Origin of the sequence: Mucilaginibacter lappiensis (assembly GCF_900155965.1) — a bacterium.
Classification (GTDB): Bacteria; Bacteroidota; Bacteroidia; order Sphingobacteriales; family Sphingobacteriaceae; genus Mucilaginibacter; species Mucilaginibacter lappiensis.
Window position 1 is genome coordinate 13,750 of the sequence record NZ_FTMG01000015.1, and the last position, 16,724, is coordinate 30,473.

Here is a 16,724-nt window from a genome sequence, read left to right on the forward strand (position 1 = left end):
GTTGAATATGCGCTTCAAAAACAAGATTAACATTCTTAAAACAAGTCTTTGTTTCACAACAGCCTTAGTGTGCTCTGGTATTGCAGCTACTGCCCAAACGGGAGTGAAAGCCACAACTGTGACCAAAGTTGATAACGGGCAGGCCAATGCTTTTTACGTAAATAACCGTGCGCCCCTGCAAAAGCAATATTTCACCAAATTACCTGTTGGCAGTATCAAAGCGGGTGGCTGGCTCAAGAAAGCATTGGAATTACAACGTGATGGTTTAACTGGTAACCTGGGCGAGATCAGTATCTGGTTATCTAAAACCAACAATGCCTGGCTGAATAAGGAAGGTAAAGGCGAATACGGATGGGAGGAACTGCCTTACTGGCTAAAAGGTTATGCCGATATCGGCTACATGCTGAACGATAAAAAAATGATTGCCGAAGCCAAATTCTGGATAGATGCGGTGCTGAACAATCAACGGGATAACGGCGATTTCGGCCCGGCGAGGATGAATAAAGGTAACCGTGATCTGTGGACGAATATGCCGATGCTTTGGTGCCTGCAATCGTACTATGAATACAGTAAAGATCCCCGGGTTATCCCTTTTATGACCAAATATTTTAAGTACGAGCTATCCGTGCCCGATAATAAATTCCTGGAAGATTATTGGGAAAACAGCCGCGGTGGTGATAATATGCTTAGCGTATACTGGTTGTACAACCGTACCGGCGATAAATTCCTGCTTGACCTGGCGGCCAAGATCGACAGGAACACCGCCAACTGGCGCCAGACCAACAACCTGCCCAACTGGCATAATGTAAATGTGGCCCAGTGTTTCCGCGAACCGGCCACCTATTATCTGCAAAGCCATGATCCGAAAGATCTGGCTGCTACCTACAATGACTTTAAACTCATTCGTACACTGTATGGTCAAGTACCGGGCGGCATGTTTGGTGCCGACGAAAATGCCCGTAAAGGCTATGACGATCCACGGCAGGCTGTTGAAACCTGTGGCATGGTGGAGCAAATGACATCAGACCAGATGCTATTAGGTTCAACCGGCGATACTTTCTGGGCCGAGAATTGTGAGGACGTAGCTTTCAATACTTTTTCGGCCGCTTTTATGCCCGACTACCGGTCACTGCGCTATCTAACCGCTCCCAATATGGTAGTAAGTGATAGCAAAGATCATCACCCCGGCATATCCAATGAAGGCCCGTTTTTAATGATGAACCCATTTAGCAGCCGTTGCTGCCAGCATAATCACGCTGCCGGCTGGGTTTACTACGCCGAAAACAGTTGGATGGCCACACCGGATAATGGCCTCGCTGTACAGTTGTACACACAAGGTGTGGTAAATGCCAAAGTGGGTGGTGGCGCGCAGGTTAGCCTCACAGAAACTACCAGATATCCTTTTGAAGATCAGGTGAATTTTACAGTTAATACGCCCAGCTCAGTAAGCTTTCCGCTTTACCTGCGTATCCCTGAATGGTGCAAAGGAGCAACTGTAAAAGTAAACGGTGTAGCCGTACCGGTAAATATCAGTACAGGCGATTATATCAAGTTGGCTAAAACCTGGAAAAATGGCGATAAAGTGACCCTGCATCTACCTATGCAACTAAAAGTGCGTCAATGGGCCGCCAATAAAAACAGTGTGAGCGTTAATTACGGTCCGCTTACTTATTCGCTTAAAATTGATGAACAATACACTAAAGAAGATGGCCGTAAATCAACTCAGGGCGATTCGCACTGGCAAGCTACAGCCGATCCGCAGAAATGGCCATCTTATGAAATTCACCCGGCATCAGCCTGGAATTATGGTTTGGTAATAGATGAACAGCATCCGGAAAAATCTATTGAGATCATCCGCCGGAGCTGGCCAAAAGATGATAATCCTTTTACTAATACCAACGCACCCATTGAACTGAAAGCAAAAGGTAAACAAATACCAGGTTGGACGATAGATCAGTATGGCCTTTGCGGATTACTACCGCAGAGCCCGGTAAAAACCGATAAACCTTTGTCTGAACTAACATTGGTGCCAATGGGGGGGGCAAGATTACGAATTTCATCATTCCCGGTTGTGGAGTAATATTTTGAACGGGAATTAATGAAATTGAAAGGTTTTATAACGCTAATAGTCCTGGTTTTGCTATCCTGTACACAGCTAAAGGCTCAAAACGCGCCAGCCATCATATGGGATCAATCAACACTAAAACAGGTGGTGCCATTATCAGGGAATAAGAGTGCCGATTATGCCCGGATGATACAGCTGCATAATGGTAACCTGTTATGCGTATATGAAAGCGGTAGCGGTATTGAGTGTACACAAAGTGACGATCTGGGTAAAACCTGGCTTAGCCCGGTTATTATTGCCCGGCCCGCTGCCGGCGTGAATATGAGCGTGCCTGAAATTCTAGAGCTAAAAGATCATTCCTTATTAGCATCCTATAATCCCCGGCCAAACAAAATAAATGGTAGCTGGGATACCACTAAACATTTTGCCATCCGAACCAAGAAAAGCTATGACCATGGCAAAACCTGGCAGGATGAGCGGTTGATATACGAGGCCAGCTACAAGTTTGAAGATGGCTGCTGGGAGCCATCGCAAATACAATTGCCTAATGGCGAAATTCAATTATATTTCTCTAACGAAGGGGTTTATACGCACTCCAATGAACAAAATATATCCATCTTCCGGTCATTTGATAGCGGGCTAACATGGACTACAAAACCTGAAATAGTTTCTTTTACACCCGGTCATCGCGATGGTATGCCCGTGCCCATTATCCTGAAAGGGACAAAAGAGATATTGTTTTCTATTGAAGACAATTCCGGCGGTCAGTTTAAGCCATCCATCATCCGTAATAGTTTTAATCAGAACGGACAAAAAATGGTAGGAGCCAACGATCCTGAACATACCTATGCCTTAACACCTAAATTACCCGATACCGTTTACGCTGGCGCGCCATACCTGCGTCAGCTGCCGGGCGGGGAAACGGTTTTATCGTACCAAAGTACTTTTGGCAGGAACAGTAACTGGGAACTGGCTTGTATGCAAGTAGCTGTAGGTAATAGTAGAGGTGAGGATTTTGTAAATACGGCAACACCATTTAGTGTTCCGCTAAATAAACATGGATTATGGAATTCATTGTGTGTACTTAAAGATGGTACGATCATAGCGCTCACCTCAACTGATGCTTATAACAGCTATACAGCTATCTGGATGATAACAGGGCATTTAATCAATAAAAAAGACACCTATTAAATAATAATACATGCAAAATAAACTAAAATTACCGGCCATCGCATTGATCGTCCTGCTCAGTGCCACAGCTTCAGCACAGCAAAAAGCACCGGCACAGGTATGGTCGGCGCAAAAGGCAAAAATATGGTATGCAAAACATCAGTGGCTGGTGGGAAGCGATTTTATACCTAGTACAGCTATTAATCAACTGGAAATGTGGCAGGCCGATACTTTCGACCCCAATACGATAGATAAAGAACTGGGTTACGCGCAAGGCATCGGCATGAATGTGATGCGTGTGTTTTTACATCACCTGGCCTGGCAGCAGGACCCCGATGGTTTTAAAAAACGCGTTGATCAGTACCTGGCTATTTCCAGTAAACATGGCATCCAAACCATGTTTGTATTTTTTGATGATTGCTGGAATAAAGAACCAAAAACAGGCAAGCAGCCCGAACCAAAACCTGGCATCCATAACTCAGGCTGGATGCAGGATCCCGGTCAGCCTGCTTCAGAGGAAGCTGCTAATTTTCCGGCACTCGAAAAATATGTAAAAGATGTATTGAAACGCTTTGCTGCCGATAAGCGCATATTGCTGTGGGATTTGTATAACGAACCTGGCAACTCCGGAAAGGGCGATAAGTCGCTACCACTATTGAAATCGGTTTTTAAATGGGCAAGGGAAGTTAATCCAAGTCAACCGGTGAGTGCCGGTGTATGGAGCTGGAACTTAGAAACCCTGAATCAGTACCAGGTAGCCAATTCGGATGTGATCACTTATCACGATTATTCACCGGAGCCTGATCACTTAAAAACGGTTCAGTTCCTGAAAATGATCGGTCGCCCGTTGATTTGTACCGAGTATATGGCCCGCCCGCGCAATAGCTTGTTCAGCACAGTGTTGCCTATGTTGAAGAAAGAGAATGTGGGCGCTATTAACTGGGGATTTGTATCGGGCAAAACCAACACCATTTATGCCTGGGATACTCCAATACCCGATGGCAGCGAACCAAAATTATGGTTCCATGATATTTTTCGCAAGGACGGTACCCCTTACAAACAGGAAGAAGCCGAGCTGATCAAAAACCTGACAGGGAGAGGGAAGTAGATATGCGGATGTGCAAATTATAGATTTGCAGATGAGGGTAGAGAAATAAAGAAAGAGATATTCAGGAGACGCAAATTTGCGTCTCCTGAATATCTCTTTAATCCTTAAAAAGTATAAACAACCTTTCCTGATAAGAACCTGCCATTAAAGCCAAATTGCGATACGGCACGGCTATACACAAAATGTCCGTTGGAGGTATTATCACGACCGCTGGTGTAATTGTTAGCAGGGTTACCGCTCAAATTGTGCTCATTATCACGCGGGTCTATGTAGTTTTTATCCGGGTAAACATCAAACAGATTGCTGGCGCTTAGTGTAACACCCAGTTGTTTGATCACTTTATAACTTATCGCCAAATCGGTTACCCATTTGCCCGAATAAGTCTGATCGATCTGTAAAGGGAGGTTATTGGCTGGAATGGTTGGATCAACCGAGTTGAGGTAGGTCACCTTGCCAAAATAAACCGATCTCAATGAAAAATCGAACTTTTTAATGTTGTACAAAGCGCTCAGATTGATCTTGCTGGCCGGTACCGACGATTCAAACCGTGAGCGCTCGGTACGATCGAACAGTTTGGCTTTTAAGGCTGCATTGCCTTCTATAATATCCGAGCCTTGTATCGAACGTACTTTGGTCTGGTTAAAATTAGCTGCTGCCGAAAGCGTTAAACTGCTTGTGGAGTTAATGCTGATCCTGTCGGCCAATACCACATCCAAACCTTTGGTACGGGTAGATATGGCATTGGTGAAAAATTGCACACTATTGATCTGCCCGTTAGGGTCAACCGTGTTCAATATCTCAGCCACAGCAGGGGTAGCCCTGGTAAACTGGCTCGAAAATACAATACGGTCTTTAATATCTATCTGGTAAGCATCTATAGTAAATGTTAAGGCCGAGGTTATTTTACCAGCTAAACCTAAACTGTATGATTTTGATTTCTCAGGTTTTAATGAACCTACACCAAACTTCCGCACAATGGGATTATCATTATTAACCGTTAATACCTGGGTAGGGTTGCCGCTTATAAATTGTGTACTCTCGTTATTGAAATAACGTTGGGCCAAGGAAGGCGCCCTGAAACCTGTGGCGATAGCCCCACGGATAGCCAGCTGATCGATCACTTTGACTTTGCCTGTGAATTTGTAAGAGAAATTGGAGCCAAAATCGCTGAAATGCTCATATCGGCCTGCGGCTTCTAACAATACACGGGGGCCAAATTCTGCCTCGTAATCGGCATATAAGCTTTGGTTGTTTCTTGATTTATCAATAGCGTTGCTTGGCTTAAAACCCGGGAATACCTGCGAGCCCGCAGCGGCAGGGGTTGTACCGACTAATCTGCCGGGAATGCCCTGTGATGGCTGGCCGTAGGAATAGGATAATTCTTCACCGGGTTTTATCTGGTAGTTATCAATACGATATTCCGCACCATAAGCCATATTTAAGGAGGTAAGCAAACCCGTAAAATCATACTTGCGCGAAACATCAAGGTTTACGGTGTTTTGCCTAAAGATCAACTCGCCGGCCTTGAATGAAGTTGGACTGGTACCTATTGGTAAAGAGGCATTGAGGGTATGATCAATGGTATAGCTCAGGTTGTTTTCGCCAAACGTATTGCTCAGGTCGTATGTCCAGTTACTGAGTTTTCCCTTAACACCGCCGCTTGCGGATATATCATTGATAGCGGTATTGATAAAGGGTAAAAAGCCGTCGGGATAAATAGTGGCGTCGATCTGGGTAAACTGGTTAGGCAGGCGTATAAATCCTGCCGCCGAACCGGTTTTGTGCGTATATCCCGTTGCCAGATAAACAGTGGCCCAATCAGCTACACTGTATTGCGCATTGCCAAAGCTCCCAAAATTCTTGGAGTGAGAGTTACCCACAATCATATTATCGCGACTAAAACCATCGGCTTTGGCTTTAGCATCATCGGCGGCTTTAATGCCAGCAAAACGTGTCTCAAAATCTGCTTCAGATTCATTGGCTCCTTTTGTTGGCAAAGCCGAATAGATCAAAGGGTGAGTATCCAGACCGCCACGGTTGGTTGCACCACGATCAAGATACTGTGCTGCTATGTTTACAAAACCTTTTCCGTTCAAATCCCAGCCTTTGCTGCCATCTATCTGGTAGGTTTTGCCATCGGTATAGGTATTGCCGTTGTTTGACGATGCCGATTGTCCGTAGCTGGTTGATATCACCAGCGGGGTAACTTTCTTCAATACAATATTGATAACCCCGGCAATAGCGTCCGAGCCATATTGGGCGGCGGCGCCGTCACGTAACACTTCAATATGGTCAATAGCGGCAAGGGGTATGGAGTTCATATCAGTACCAACAGTACCACGACCAAATGTGCCGTTGATGTTCACCAAAGCTGTAGTATGGCGCCGCTTGCCATTCACCAGCACCAATACCTGGTCGGGCCCGAGGCCTCTTAATGATGCCGGGTCAATATGGTCGGTACCATCAGCAACGGTTTGGCGGTTTGAGCTGAAGGAGGGGGCGATGTAATTTAATACCTGTGTAATATCTGTTTGAGGGAAACTGCGCATTTCTTTAGCCGAGATCACATCCACCGGTACCGGCGATTCGATATTAGTTCGCGGTTTAGTGGAGCGGGAACCAATTACCGCCACCTCATTAAGCGCATTGCTCAATGGTTTTAAGCTGAAATCAAGTGTTTGGGTACCGCTGGTTACAGTTACATTCGTAGTTTGGGTTTCGTAACCGATGAAAGAAACTTTAATTTGGTAATTGCCCCGTGACAGCTTGAGCGAATACTCGCCTTTTTCATTTGAGGAGGCTCCCTGCGAAGTGCCTATAACCGAAACGCTTATACCCGGCATGGTTGAACCGTTTGTGGCATCGGTTATTTTACCTTTGATGCCCTGGCCAAATAATATATTAGCGCTGGCCATAAACACTAATAATAACGAAGTTTTAATGTACAGAATTTTCATAGTTAATAAGATTTGGGTTTAATATAGGGATTTGTATCAAAAAAAATACATTGCTATTGCAGTTAATTCATTATAAATCAATTTTATTGCTGGTATTTGCAATAGTTGCTATTAAATAGTATAGATATGGGGGATAAATAAGCCATATTGAAGTTTTATGATATATGCTGTTTGTTAGGAATACTTAATAACCCGTTTGTCCCCGAAATGCCCCGTTCCTGTACTTTATTTTTTTGTTGGAGATAGATTTTGTTGCTTTGGGTAATAAATAAAAGCCAAATTGAAAAAGAAGCAATCGCTCTCCCTTTATTGGAAATGCCAGCTCATCGGCTGGTCGGTGGCTTCATTGTATTGGGGGTACACGGGCATCACCAGTGAAAGCTTTGATCCATTACTAGGCCTGCTATTGTTCATAACAGACGTAGGCTTTTATATATTGATTACCCATTTATACCGCAATTTTGCGCTGCGCCACCAATGGCAATTGCTTGGACTTAAGCAATTGCTTCCAAGAATTATACCTTCGGTTATCGTATTGGGATTAGCCTTTACGGTGGTTACCATAGTTAAGATATATTTTTTAAAATGTTGGTTTATACCTGGTTTTCAGCAACCATTCGCGGAATTTGTTCAGATGAACAGGCAGACGATCTTTGTGACAGGGATCCGGCTCATGTCTATATGGTTGCTTGCTTATCACTTATATCAATATGAGCAGCGGGAGATTCGTATTGCCAAAGAAAATGCCCGTTTGACTATCATTACCCGTGAGGCGCAACTGAATAATCTGTCGGCACAGCTTAATCCGCATTTCCTGTTCAACTCCTTAAATAATATCAAGGCGCTGGTGATCGAAAACCCCGAATCGGCACGAAGGGGTATCGATCTGTTGTCAGATATCCTGCGTACCAGCCTATACAGTGGTGATATGATGCTGACATCCGTAAATAATGAAATTGAACTCGTTAAAGATTACCTCGAATTGGAAAAACTACGCTTTGAAGAACGTCTGCAATTTTCCATTAAGGTTGACGACGAGCTGTTAAAAACAGCCATCCTGCGGTTGAGCGTGCAAACCCTGGTCGAAAATGCCATCAAACATGGTATCGCGAAGCTAAAAGATGGAGGACTTGTCAGCATCCGGGTCGAACAATTTCCGAAACATATCCTTATCAGCGTTCAAAATCCGGGGCATTTGGATATGGATCAGTCTGCAAGTGGTGTTGGGCTCAAAAATTTACAGGAGCGTTTGGAGTTACAGTATAAAGGTAAGGCAACCTTCACGATCACGGGACGAATGCCGGGTGTTGTTTTAGCTACTATAATGATCCCCAACTCATGAAAAAGCTGCGTGTATTGATAATCGATGATGAGCGTATGGCCCGGCAGGAGGTAAAACGCCTGCTGATACCCTATCCCGACATGGAGCTCATAGGTGAGGCTAAAAATGCCGATGAGGCCGCTATGCAAATAACAGATAAACATCCCGACCTGCTTTTTCTGGATATACAAATGCCCGAACGTTCGGGATTTGAACTGCTGGAATCATTGAACGAGGTGCCCGAAGTGATATTCACCACAGCTTTTGATGAATATGCTGTGAAGGCTTTTGAGGTGAATGCCCTGGATTACCTGATGAAGCCCATCCGCGAAGAACGTTTTGCCCTGGCCATAGAAAAGGTGAGGCAAAAACTGGCACAGCAAACCAGCGATCCGCAGATTTTTGTGAAAGACAGGCAGCAATTTCATTTTATCAAATGGAGCAAGGTGCATTTGATAGAATCCATGGATAACTATGCCCGGCTGTATTTTGAGGAAAAAAATGTATTCCTGAAAAGCTCCCTCAACCAGTTAGAAGAGAAACTGGATGCCAGTATTTTCTTCAGGATCAACCGCTCGCAGATCATTAACCTGCAGTTTATTCAAAGCATTCAAATTGTCCCGAATGGCCGCCTGCAGATCAATCTGAAAACGGGGGAGGTGCTTGAGGTCTCCGACCGGCAATCCGTAAAGCTGAGAAGCATGGGGCGTATATAGACCCCATCATTATATATTAAACCCAACATTATGAACAGAATACGCTGCATGGCATTGCTATGCCTTTTTTTAACTAACTATTGCAGGGCGCAGAAGGTTGATCATCATAAAACTAATAGTATCGATAGTGTAACTATTGCCCGGCAAGACCGCGATAGACGATATAACATCCAAAATGTTTTGATCAAAACAAAAGATGGCGCTTCTATAGCTGCTATCGTTGTAAGGCTTAGAGGCGTAACTGCCCCGCAGCCGGTAATTTTACAGTACACCATTTATGCCGATAGTACAGCCTGGAAGAGTATTCTTGAACCTGCTGTTCATGGTTATACGGGTGTGATGGCATATACCCGTGGCAAGGGTTTAAGTCCAGATCGGATTGTTCCCTATGAGCATGATGGCAAAGATGCTAATGAGGTGATCGATTGGATTAGTAAACAAAGCTGGTGTAATGGTAAAATAGGTATGTACGGAGGCAGCTATAATGGTTTTACACAATGGGCCGCAGCTAAATACCATCACCCGGCGCTCAAAACCATTGTGCCTTATGTGGCAGCAATACCGGGTTTGGGTTTGCCGATGGAGAATAATGTATTTATCAACGCTAATTATGGCTGGTTTCTTTATGTAACTAATAATAAGTACCTGGATAATAAAGTTTATTATAATCCGCAACGCTGGCGAAATATGCAAAATAACTGGTACAATAGTGGGCTATCCTATAACAAAATCGACAGTATCGACGGAACACCTAATCCCTTTTTGCAGCGCTCGTTGAAGCATCCCGATTTTGATAAATACTGGCAGGATCAGATACCTTATCAAAAGGATTTTGCCAATATTAATATCCCTGTACTTACAGTTACCGGTTATTATGACGATGGACAGATCTCGGCCTTGCATTATCTGCATGAACATTTAAAATACAACCCTAGGGCTGAGCATTATCTTATCATCGGCCCTTATGATCATTTTGGGGCGCAGCGTGGCGGTTACCCTGTACTACGTGATTATGTTGTGGATTCTGTAGCGTTGATTAACACCCGGGATATTACTTTTCAATGGTTTGACTATATCTTAAAAGGCGGCAAAAAGCCGGTTATGTTACAGGATAAGGTGAATTTTGAGGTAATGGGCGCCAATAAATGGGAGCATGCAGCTTCCATTCCAAAAATGGTCAATACCACACTTCATTTATATCTTACTGATAAAAAAGAGGGCGATCATTACTTACTATCCGATAAAAAGCCTGGCACACTGGCTGAGCTTAACCAGGAAGTAAACCTGGCCGATCATCAAACATCAAACAATAATAACTATTATCCTTATCCCATCATCAAAAAGGAATTGGATCATAGCACCGGTTTGTTTTTCATGAGCCAGCCTTTTGATAAGCCGGTGGAGATAAATGGAATGTTTAGCGGCAGTTTGAAAGCCATGATCAACAAAAAAGACATGGACATTGGAGTTTCTTTATATGAAGTGATGCCCAATGGCGATTTTTTCGACCTGTCGTACTTTTTAGGGCGTGCCAGTTACGCCGAAGATATGAGCGTGAGGAAATTGTTGCAGCCAGGTGAAATAGAAACTATCCCGTTTTATCGTAGCCGTATGGTGAGCCGTCAACTGAGCAAAGGCAGTCGTTTGCTGGTGATACTGGATATCAATAAAAACTCATTCGCGCAGGTTAACTATGGTACAGGTAAAGATGTGAGCACCGAAAATATAAGCGACGGGAAAATCCCGCTGCGTATTAAGTGGTATAATGATAGTTTTATCAGTGTGCCGGTTAGACAGTAGTTATTGATTATGAGATCCCCTCAAGAGAGTAATAGCCCATCAATAGACATTTGCCTAAAAAAGGTGTCATGCTGAGCACCGTCGAAGCATGGTGGGCAGGCCTCTACGCACGCCCTTCGACGGTGCTCAGGGTGACCGCCCGTCTTTTGTGATATTATTGATATACTATGTCTAAGCACAGGTTATTACTCTCTCAAGAGGGAGGGCGCACGTTCCCCGCCCACTTATTCATTTATGTCATCTCGAACGAGGTACGAGGAGAGATCTTTGGCGCCTAGCTTATCTCGCGCCAAAGATCTCTTACTATCGTTCGAGATGACATGAAGGAAGAAAATACATAAAAATACCTCAAAATGACCGTTTTTAGCTTATTTCCGTCAATATTACAGCTATAAATATTTCAAAAGCAATTCACTATTAAATTGGGTGATAACCCCTTGATTAGTAGGGTTAATTGGCTTAGTGTATTGAATACAAGTTGTTGATTATCAGTTGTTATATATTTTGAATTGCGTTTTTGTAGTCTTAGTTTTGCCCCAAACCAATAACAAAATTAATGTGATATGGGACAAATCACTAATAAGACTACAAGCTTACGAACGGAGCTTCCGGAGCTAAACAAAGCTCAGGATATCCACTATCAATTATCGCCGGAGGATTTGATAAAAGCCGCTCTGGAACGCAAGGAGGGTTATTTAACGGATCATGATGTATTGACTATTGACACCGGTGAGTTTACCGGGCGTTCACCCAAAGATCGCTTTATTGTGCTGGATGGTATAACAAAAGATAATGTTTGGTGGAGCGATATTAATATCCCTGTAGATACAGAAGTGTTTGATAGTCTGTACACTAAGGTGATGACTTACCTTTATGGTAAGTCTATTTTTATACGCGATGCCATGGTATGTGCCGAAAAAAGCAGTCGTCTTACTTTGCGAGTAATCACCGAAACCGCCAGTCAGAACTTGTTTGCTTATAACTTATTTCTGCGGCCAGATAAGAAGGTTATTGATCCGGAGTGGACTATTATATCGGCTCCAGGCTTTAAAGCCGACCCTACTGTGGACGGTACTCGTCAGCATAATTTTTCGATGATCAACTTTACCCGTAAGATTATCCTGATAGGAGGTACAGGCTATACAGGTGAGATCAAAAAAGCTGTATTTACTGTACTAAACTTCCTTTTACCGCGCCAGGGTATCCTTCCTATGCACTGTGCAGCCAATAAAGGTGCGGATGGCGATACGGCCATCTTTTTTGGTTTATCGGGTACTGGTAAAACTACACTCTCTGCCGATCAGGACCGACAACTGATTGGAGATGATGAGCATGGCTGGGGCGAAAATTCGGTGTTTAATTTTGAAGGGGGGTGTTATGCCAAGATAGCGGGACTAACCGCCGAAAAAGAACCGCAGATATACCAGGCTATGCAACCCGGAGCGCTTTTGGAAAATGTTTGTTTTAAGCCATGGTCAAAAACGGTTGATTTTGACAATCTGTCCAAAACCGAAAATATCCGCTTGTCGTACCCCATGAGTTTCATCAGTAACGCGATAGAGCCCGCAATTGGGGATATTCCGAAGAATATATTTTTCCTCACCGCCGATGCTTTTGGGGTGTTGCCACCTATATCCAAACTGAATAAGGCACAGGCTATGTATTATTTTCTTTCGGGCTACACCGCTAAAATAGCCGGAACGGAATATGGTATCAATGAACCGGAAGCTACTTTCTCTGCTTGTTTCGGCAGGGCGTTTTTGCCATTACATCCTACTAAATATGCTGAAATGCTGGGTGAAAAGTTGGATAAGTATCCGCTGAATGTATGGTTGGTAAATACAGGCTGGACTGGAGGAGCGTATGGTACAGGCGAACGTATTAAACTAAGCTATACCCGCGCCATGATCAAGGCTGCGCTGAAGGGGCAGCTAAACGATGTGACTTACCAAAAGCTGCCTATTTTTGATCTGATGATACCGGAAAGCTGCCCTGGTGTACCATCAGAAATATTGAACCCGGCCAATACCTGGACCGATTCATATAATTATGAAGAAACTGCCAACCACCTGGCTGGTCTTTTTCGCAAAAACTGCAGCCAATACAAAGGTTTTTCTGACGGAATGTTATGCTCTGTTGGGCCAACCGTTGTAACGACCTCATGATAGATAATAATTGTGTTTTGTTTTCAAATAAGAAGCCCCGTGCAATTTGCCGGGGCTTTTGTTTTACTTTTTCTTTAACTCAATTTGTCATCCTGAGCGGAGCGAAGGATCTATTGCCGAATTGACTATCGCCGAATAGATTTTTCACTGCGTTCAAGAGATCGTTCTTCGCTCCTCTCAGAATGACAATTTTATTTATCTTACCCAGCTAAACCCATGCTCATTTCCTCTTCCACGGCTTCGGCCATAAATTCTTCGGCTTTGAGCACCATTTGTTCGGAGCCAATGAAAATAGGGGTACGTTGGTGCAGAGAATTCACATCCAGCTCCATAATGCGGTTTTTACCGTCTGTGGCCCGGCCACCAGCTTGCTCAATAACAAACGACATGGGGTTGCACTCATAAACCAGTCGTAATTTGCCGCCTGGAGTGGCCGCGGTAACCGGGTAAATGAATATGCCCCCTTTGATCATGCTGCGGTGCAGGTCGGCTATCATAGAGCCTACATAGCGCGAGCTGTAAGGGCGATGCGTGGCTTCATCTTCTACCTGGCAATATTTGATATATGATTTTACCCCTTGCGGGAAATGCACGTAGTAACCTTCGTTTATGGAGTAGATAATACCGGTTTTTGGTATTTTCATGTTTGGGTGCGACAGGCAGAATTCGCCTATGGACGGATCCAGCGTAAAGCCGTTAACCCCCTTGCCTGTGGTATAAACCAGCATGGTAGATGTACCGTAGATCACATAACCCGCGGCAACCTGGTTTACTCCCATTTGTAATACATCGGCCAGTGTTGCCCGGCCCGAAGTGCTCTGTCTGCGGTAAATGGAAAAAATAGTACCCACTGAAACATTTACATCAATATTGGATGATCCGTCTAAGGGATCGATAGCTACAATGTATTTGGCATCCAGTGATACGTCAGTATCCAGCATCACAATTTCTTCATTTTCTTCTGATGCTAGGATACAGCATTCGCCGCCACTTTTAAGTGCGGTTATAAATTGCTCATTGGCATAAATATCCAGTTTTTGCTGACTTTCGCCCTGGATATTGGTGCTGCCAGCTTCTCCCTGCATGTCCATTAAACCTGCTTTGTTTACCTCGCGGTTAACTATTTTTGCAGCTATGCCTATATCGCGTAGCAAGCGCGAAAGCTCACCTTTAGCGTACGGAAAATCGGCTTGTTTTTCAATGATAAATTGCCCTAATGTTTTTGCTTGTGCCATAGGCTTAGTGTAATTTTTACGTATTAATTTGTTATTGGTTTGCTGACAAGATAATCATAAAAAAGCCTAAAATAAAACAATTTGGCAATATTTATCGTCGATAACGTTTGCGTTTTATGACTTAATAGTGTAAAAATGGCTACTAAAAGGTGTTAGCATAGTGTATTATTCACCAACATACGTCCAGGCACTTTCGTAGGCGTTCAGGCGTTCGGTATAGTCTATCAGGTCGGCATAAAAAACAAGTCGGGTAAGGGTGGAGCTGTCGCCGATAACCACTAGTTTCTTCCGGGCCCGGGTTAGGGCAACGTTCATCCGGCGGATGTCTGAAAGGAAACCGATCTCGCCTTCAGCGTTGCTGCGCGTCATGCTGATGTAAACCACATCACGTTCCTGCCCCTGGAAACTATCAACGGTGTTTACCGAAATATGATTGCTGTAGGGGAGTAAATCGGGGTGGGCGACCAGTAACTCATTCAATACCCTGATCTGTTCTTTGTATGGTGCTATAATGGCAATGGAAGGGAAATTGGTGGTGTCGGTTAAATTGCCAACCAGCTTATTCAAATGCTTTAGTAAAAACACAGCCTCTTCGGGATTCGCTATGCTGGTGCCTTGCTGTTGCTCATCGAAACCACAACCCGCGGTATCTACAAATGATACAGGCATATCTCCCAGAAATAATAGGCGTTGTGCTACAGAGGCGTGCGCTTTCAATTTACCCTGATAAAACTCTGCCGATGAAAAGCCCATGATATCCTGGTGCATACGGTATTGTTCTTCAAGCAATACTACAGCTTCAGGGTGCAAAGCCGCGCATTTCTCCAGCAGGGTAGTGCTCAGTCCGTTCTTTGCCGCCTCTGCCGATTTAATGGTTGGTGGCAGCTGACAATGATCGCCAGCCAGTATTACTTTCTGTGCTTTCAGTATAGGTATCCAGCAGGCTGGTTCCAATGCTTGTCCGGCCTCATCAATCACTACAGTATCAAATTTCACATCGCGTATGGTGTAATGATTGGCGCCTACCAGTGTAGCGGTGATCACCTGGGCTTTGCTCACCAGGTCATCAACTATGTGCTGCTCGGTGGCTGCTACATCCTTCATGATCTTATGCGCTTCGTTGAACAGGGCCTTACGCTGGTCACGCTCTGCTTTACCAAAGCTGCGTTTGTATTTGTGGGCCATGTCTTTATAAGCACTGGCCTGTTTTTTTAGTTTTTTGATCTCTTTGTTATCCGCATGCTCACTCACCTTGCTATCGAGCGTTAAAGAGAACAGCTTTTCCGATACACGGGCTGGGTTGCCGATGCGCAATACATTCAAGCCTTCATCGGTCAGTTTTTCGCTGAGCAGATCAACCGCTGTATTACTTGGAGCCACAACCAACACCTGTTTTTTATTTTGTTGGACGAGCGCTTTAATGGCTTGAACCAGCGTGGTTGTTTTACCCGTGCCCGGTGGCCCGTGCACAATAGCCAAATCCTGCGCCGAAACGATCTTCTGAACCGCTTCTGTCTGCGAAGCATTTAAGCGTGGAACGGAAACAGGGGCAACAATATTAAATGCCGGCGCTTTATCTCCCGTAAGGATCTGGATCAATCGTTCTTCCTGTGGCTTTGCTGCTAATACAGAGGCCTGTTTAATGGCGTTCTGCATTTCATCGTAGCTGTTATTATCAAAAAGGAGGTCGATACCCAGTTTGCCGTCGCGGCTCCAATCAGGTAGTTCGTCCGTGTATAAGGTGATTTTCAGACGGTCCCCACCCTGGTAGGTGATGGTGCCTTCCACGCGGTCATTCTTAGGGTCGTGATTGGAGAACAGGGCAGCCGGTACACCAAAACGCAACTGGTGCGACAAGTCTTTATGCGTGGTTCGTTCCACCTCCACGCTGATATAATCGCCCCGGCCGGGCTCTGTTCCGCGGATAGCGATGGGGTACCAGCTAAGTCCTTGCGCGCGGCGATCAGCAGCTGATGAGTTTTCGGTTAGTTTGAGATAAGCGTTACGGTCCTCCTCTTTTTCTTTATTCAGCAGGTCGAGGAGCTTTTTGAAATAATCCATTGCCTGCAAAGGTAGGGGATTTTTGGGAGTAAGGCTTTTTGGAGCAAGGGGCTTTGGAACAAGGATTTTAGGAATTTATCTTGCGCTAATTTGCAAGGAGTACAAACATGTATTTGTTCCTTGCTC

10 protein-coding genes are annotated in these 16,724 nt (G+C 44.5%); 7 read left to right on the forward strand and 3 right to left on the reverse strand.

Annotated features, from left to right (window positions below):
• The first annotated feature begins 103 nt into the window (after positions 1–103).
• Genes BW976_RS22515 through BW976_RS22525 form a run of 3 tightly spaced genes read left to right on the forward strand, consistent with a single transcriptional unit; the run spans position 104 to position 4,343 of the window.
• Entirely contained in the window at positions 104–2,080 is a 1,977-nt protein-coding gene (locus BW976_RS22515) for a beta-L-arabinofuranosidase domain-containing protein (protein WP_245834768.1), read from the forward strand.
• A gap of 18 nt (positions 2,081–2,098) precedes the next feature.
• Positions 2,099–3,256, forward strand: a complete 1,158-nt coding sequence (locus BW976_RS22520; protein ID WP_076376763.1) for a sialidase family protein — start codon at positions 2,099–2,101, stop codon at positions 3,254–3,256.
• Positions 3,257–3,266: 10 nt separating this feature from the next.
• A complete protein-coding gene (locus BW976_RS22525; RefSeq protein ID WP_076376765.1) occupies positions 3,267–4,343 on the forward strand; it encodes a cellulase family glycosylhydrolase in 1,077 nt (358 codons plus the stop codon).
• Between the two features lie 104 nt (positions 4,344–4,447).
• Here BW976_RS22525 and BW976_RS22530 read toward each other — a convergent pair whose 3' ends face one another.
• Positions 4,448–7,300 (reverse strand): TonB-dependent receptor, encoded by a 2,853-nt coding sequence (locus tag BW976_RS22530; RefSeq protein ID WP_076376767.1) that lies wholly within the window; start codon positions 7,298–7,300, stop codon positions 4,448–4,450.
• A 280-nt stretch (positions 7,301–7,580) separates the two neighbouring features.
• Between BW976_RS22530 and BW976_RS22535 the strand changes: the two genes are divergently transcribed.
• The 4 genes from BW976_RS22535 (at position 7,581) to pckA (ending at position 13,302) form a co-directional block, all read left to right on the forward strand.
• Entirely contained in the window at positions 7,581–8,642 is a 1,062-nt protein-coding gene (locus tag BW976_RS22535) for a sensor histidine kinase (RefSeq protein WP_076376769.1), read from the forward strand.
• On the forward strand, positions 8,639–9,337 hold the full coding sequence (locus BW976_RS22540; RefSeq protein WP_076376771.1) for a LytR/AlgR family response regulator transcription factor: 699 nt from the start codon (positions 8,639–8,641) through the stop codon (positions 9,335–9,337). The genes BW976_RS22535 and BW976_RS22540 overlap by 4 nt, the downstream gene beginning before the upstream one ends.
• Positions 9,338–9,367: 30 nt before the next feature.
• A complete protein-coding gene (locus tag BW976_RS22545; protein ID WP_084192316.1) occupies positions 9,368–11,137 on the forward strand; it encodes a CocE/NonD family hydrolase in 1,770 nt (589 codons plus the stop codon).
• A 563-nt stretch (positions 11,138–11,700) separates the two neighbouring features.
• Positions 11,701–13,302, forward strand: a complete 1,602-nt coding sequence (gene pckA, locus BW976_RS22550) for a phosphoenolpyruvate carboxykinase (ATP) (protein ID WP_076376773.1) — start codon at positions 11,701–11,703, stop codon at positions 13,300–13,302.
• Between the two features lie 200 nt (positions 13,303–13,502).
• On the opposite strand, the gene fbp is transcribed toward pckA, so the two are convergent.
• Together fbp and BW976_RS22560 are read right to left on the reverse strand one after the other, a co-directional pair.
• Positions 13,503–14,537: a class 1 fructose-bisphosphatase gene (gene fbp, locus BW976_RS22555; RefSeq protein ID WP_076376775.1), complete on the reverse strand. Its 1,035-nt coding sequence runs from the start codon at positions 14,535–14,537 to the stop codon at positions 13,503–13,505.
• Positions 14,538–14,702: 165 nt separating this feature from the next.
• A complete protein-coding gene (locus tag BW976_RS22560; RefSeq protein ID WP_076376777.1) occupies positions 14,703–16,598 on the reverse strand; it encodes an AAA domain-containing protein in 1,896 nt (631 codons plus the stop codon).
• Positions 16,599–16,724 lie beyond the last annotated feature (126 nt).

Excerpts from the sequence above, each read along its gene's own strand:
- BW976_RS22520 (WP_076376763.1), top strand. The coding sequence starts at position 2,099 with ATGAAATTGAAAGGTTTTATAACGCTAATAGTCCTGGTTTTGCTATCC.
- BW976_RS22525 (WP_076376765.1), top strand. The coding sequence starts at position 3,267 with ATGCAAAATAAACTAAAATTACCGGCCATCGCATTGATCGTCCTGCTC.
- BW976_RS22530 (WP_076376767.1), bottom strand. The coding sequence starts at position 7,300 with ATGAAAATTCTGTACATTAAAACTTCGTTATTATTAGTGTTTATGGCC.
- BW976_RS22540 (WP_076376771.1), top strand. The coding sequence starts at position 8,639 with ATGAAAAAGCTGCGTGTATTGATAATCGATGATGAGCGTATGGCCCGG.
- BW976_RS22545 (WP_084192316.1), top strand. The coding sequence starts at position 9,368 with ATGAACAGAATACGCTGCATGGCATTGCTATGCCTTTTTTTAACTAAC.
- pckA (WP_076376773.1), top strand. The coding sequence starts at position 11,701 with ATGGGACAAATCACTAATAAGACTACAAGCTTACGAACGGAGCTTCCG.
- fbp (WP_076376775.1), bottom strand. The coding sequence starts at position 14,537 with ATGGCACAAGCAAAAACATTAGGGCAATTTATCATTGAAAAACAAGCC.
- BW976_RS22560 (WP_076376777.1), bottom strand. The coding sequence starts at position 16,598 with ATGGATTATTTCAAAAAGCTCCTCGACCTGCTGAATAAAGAAAAAGAG.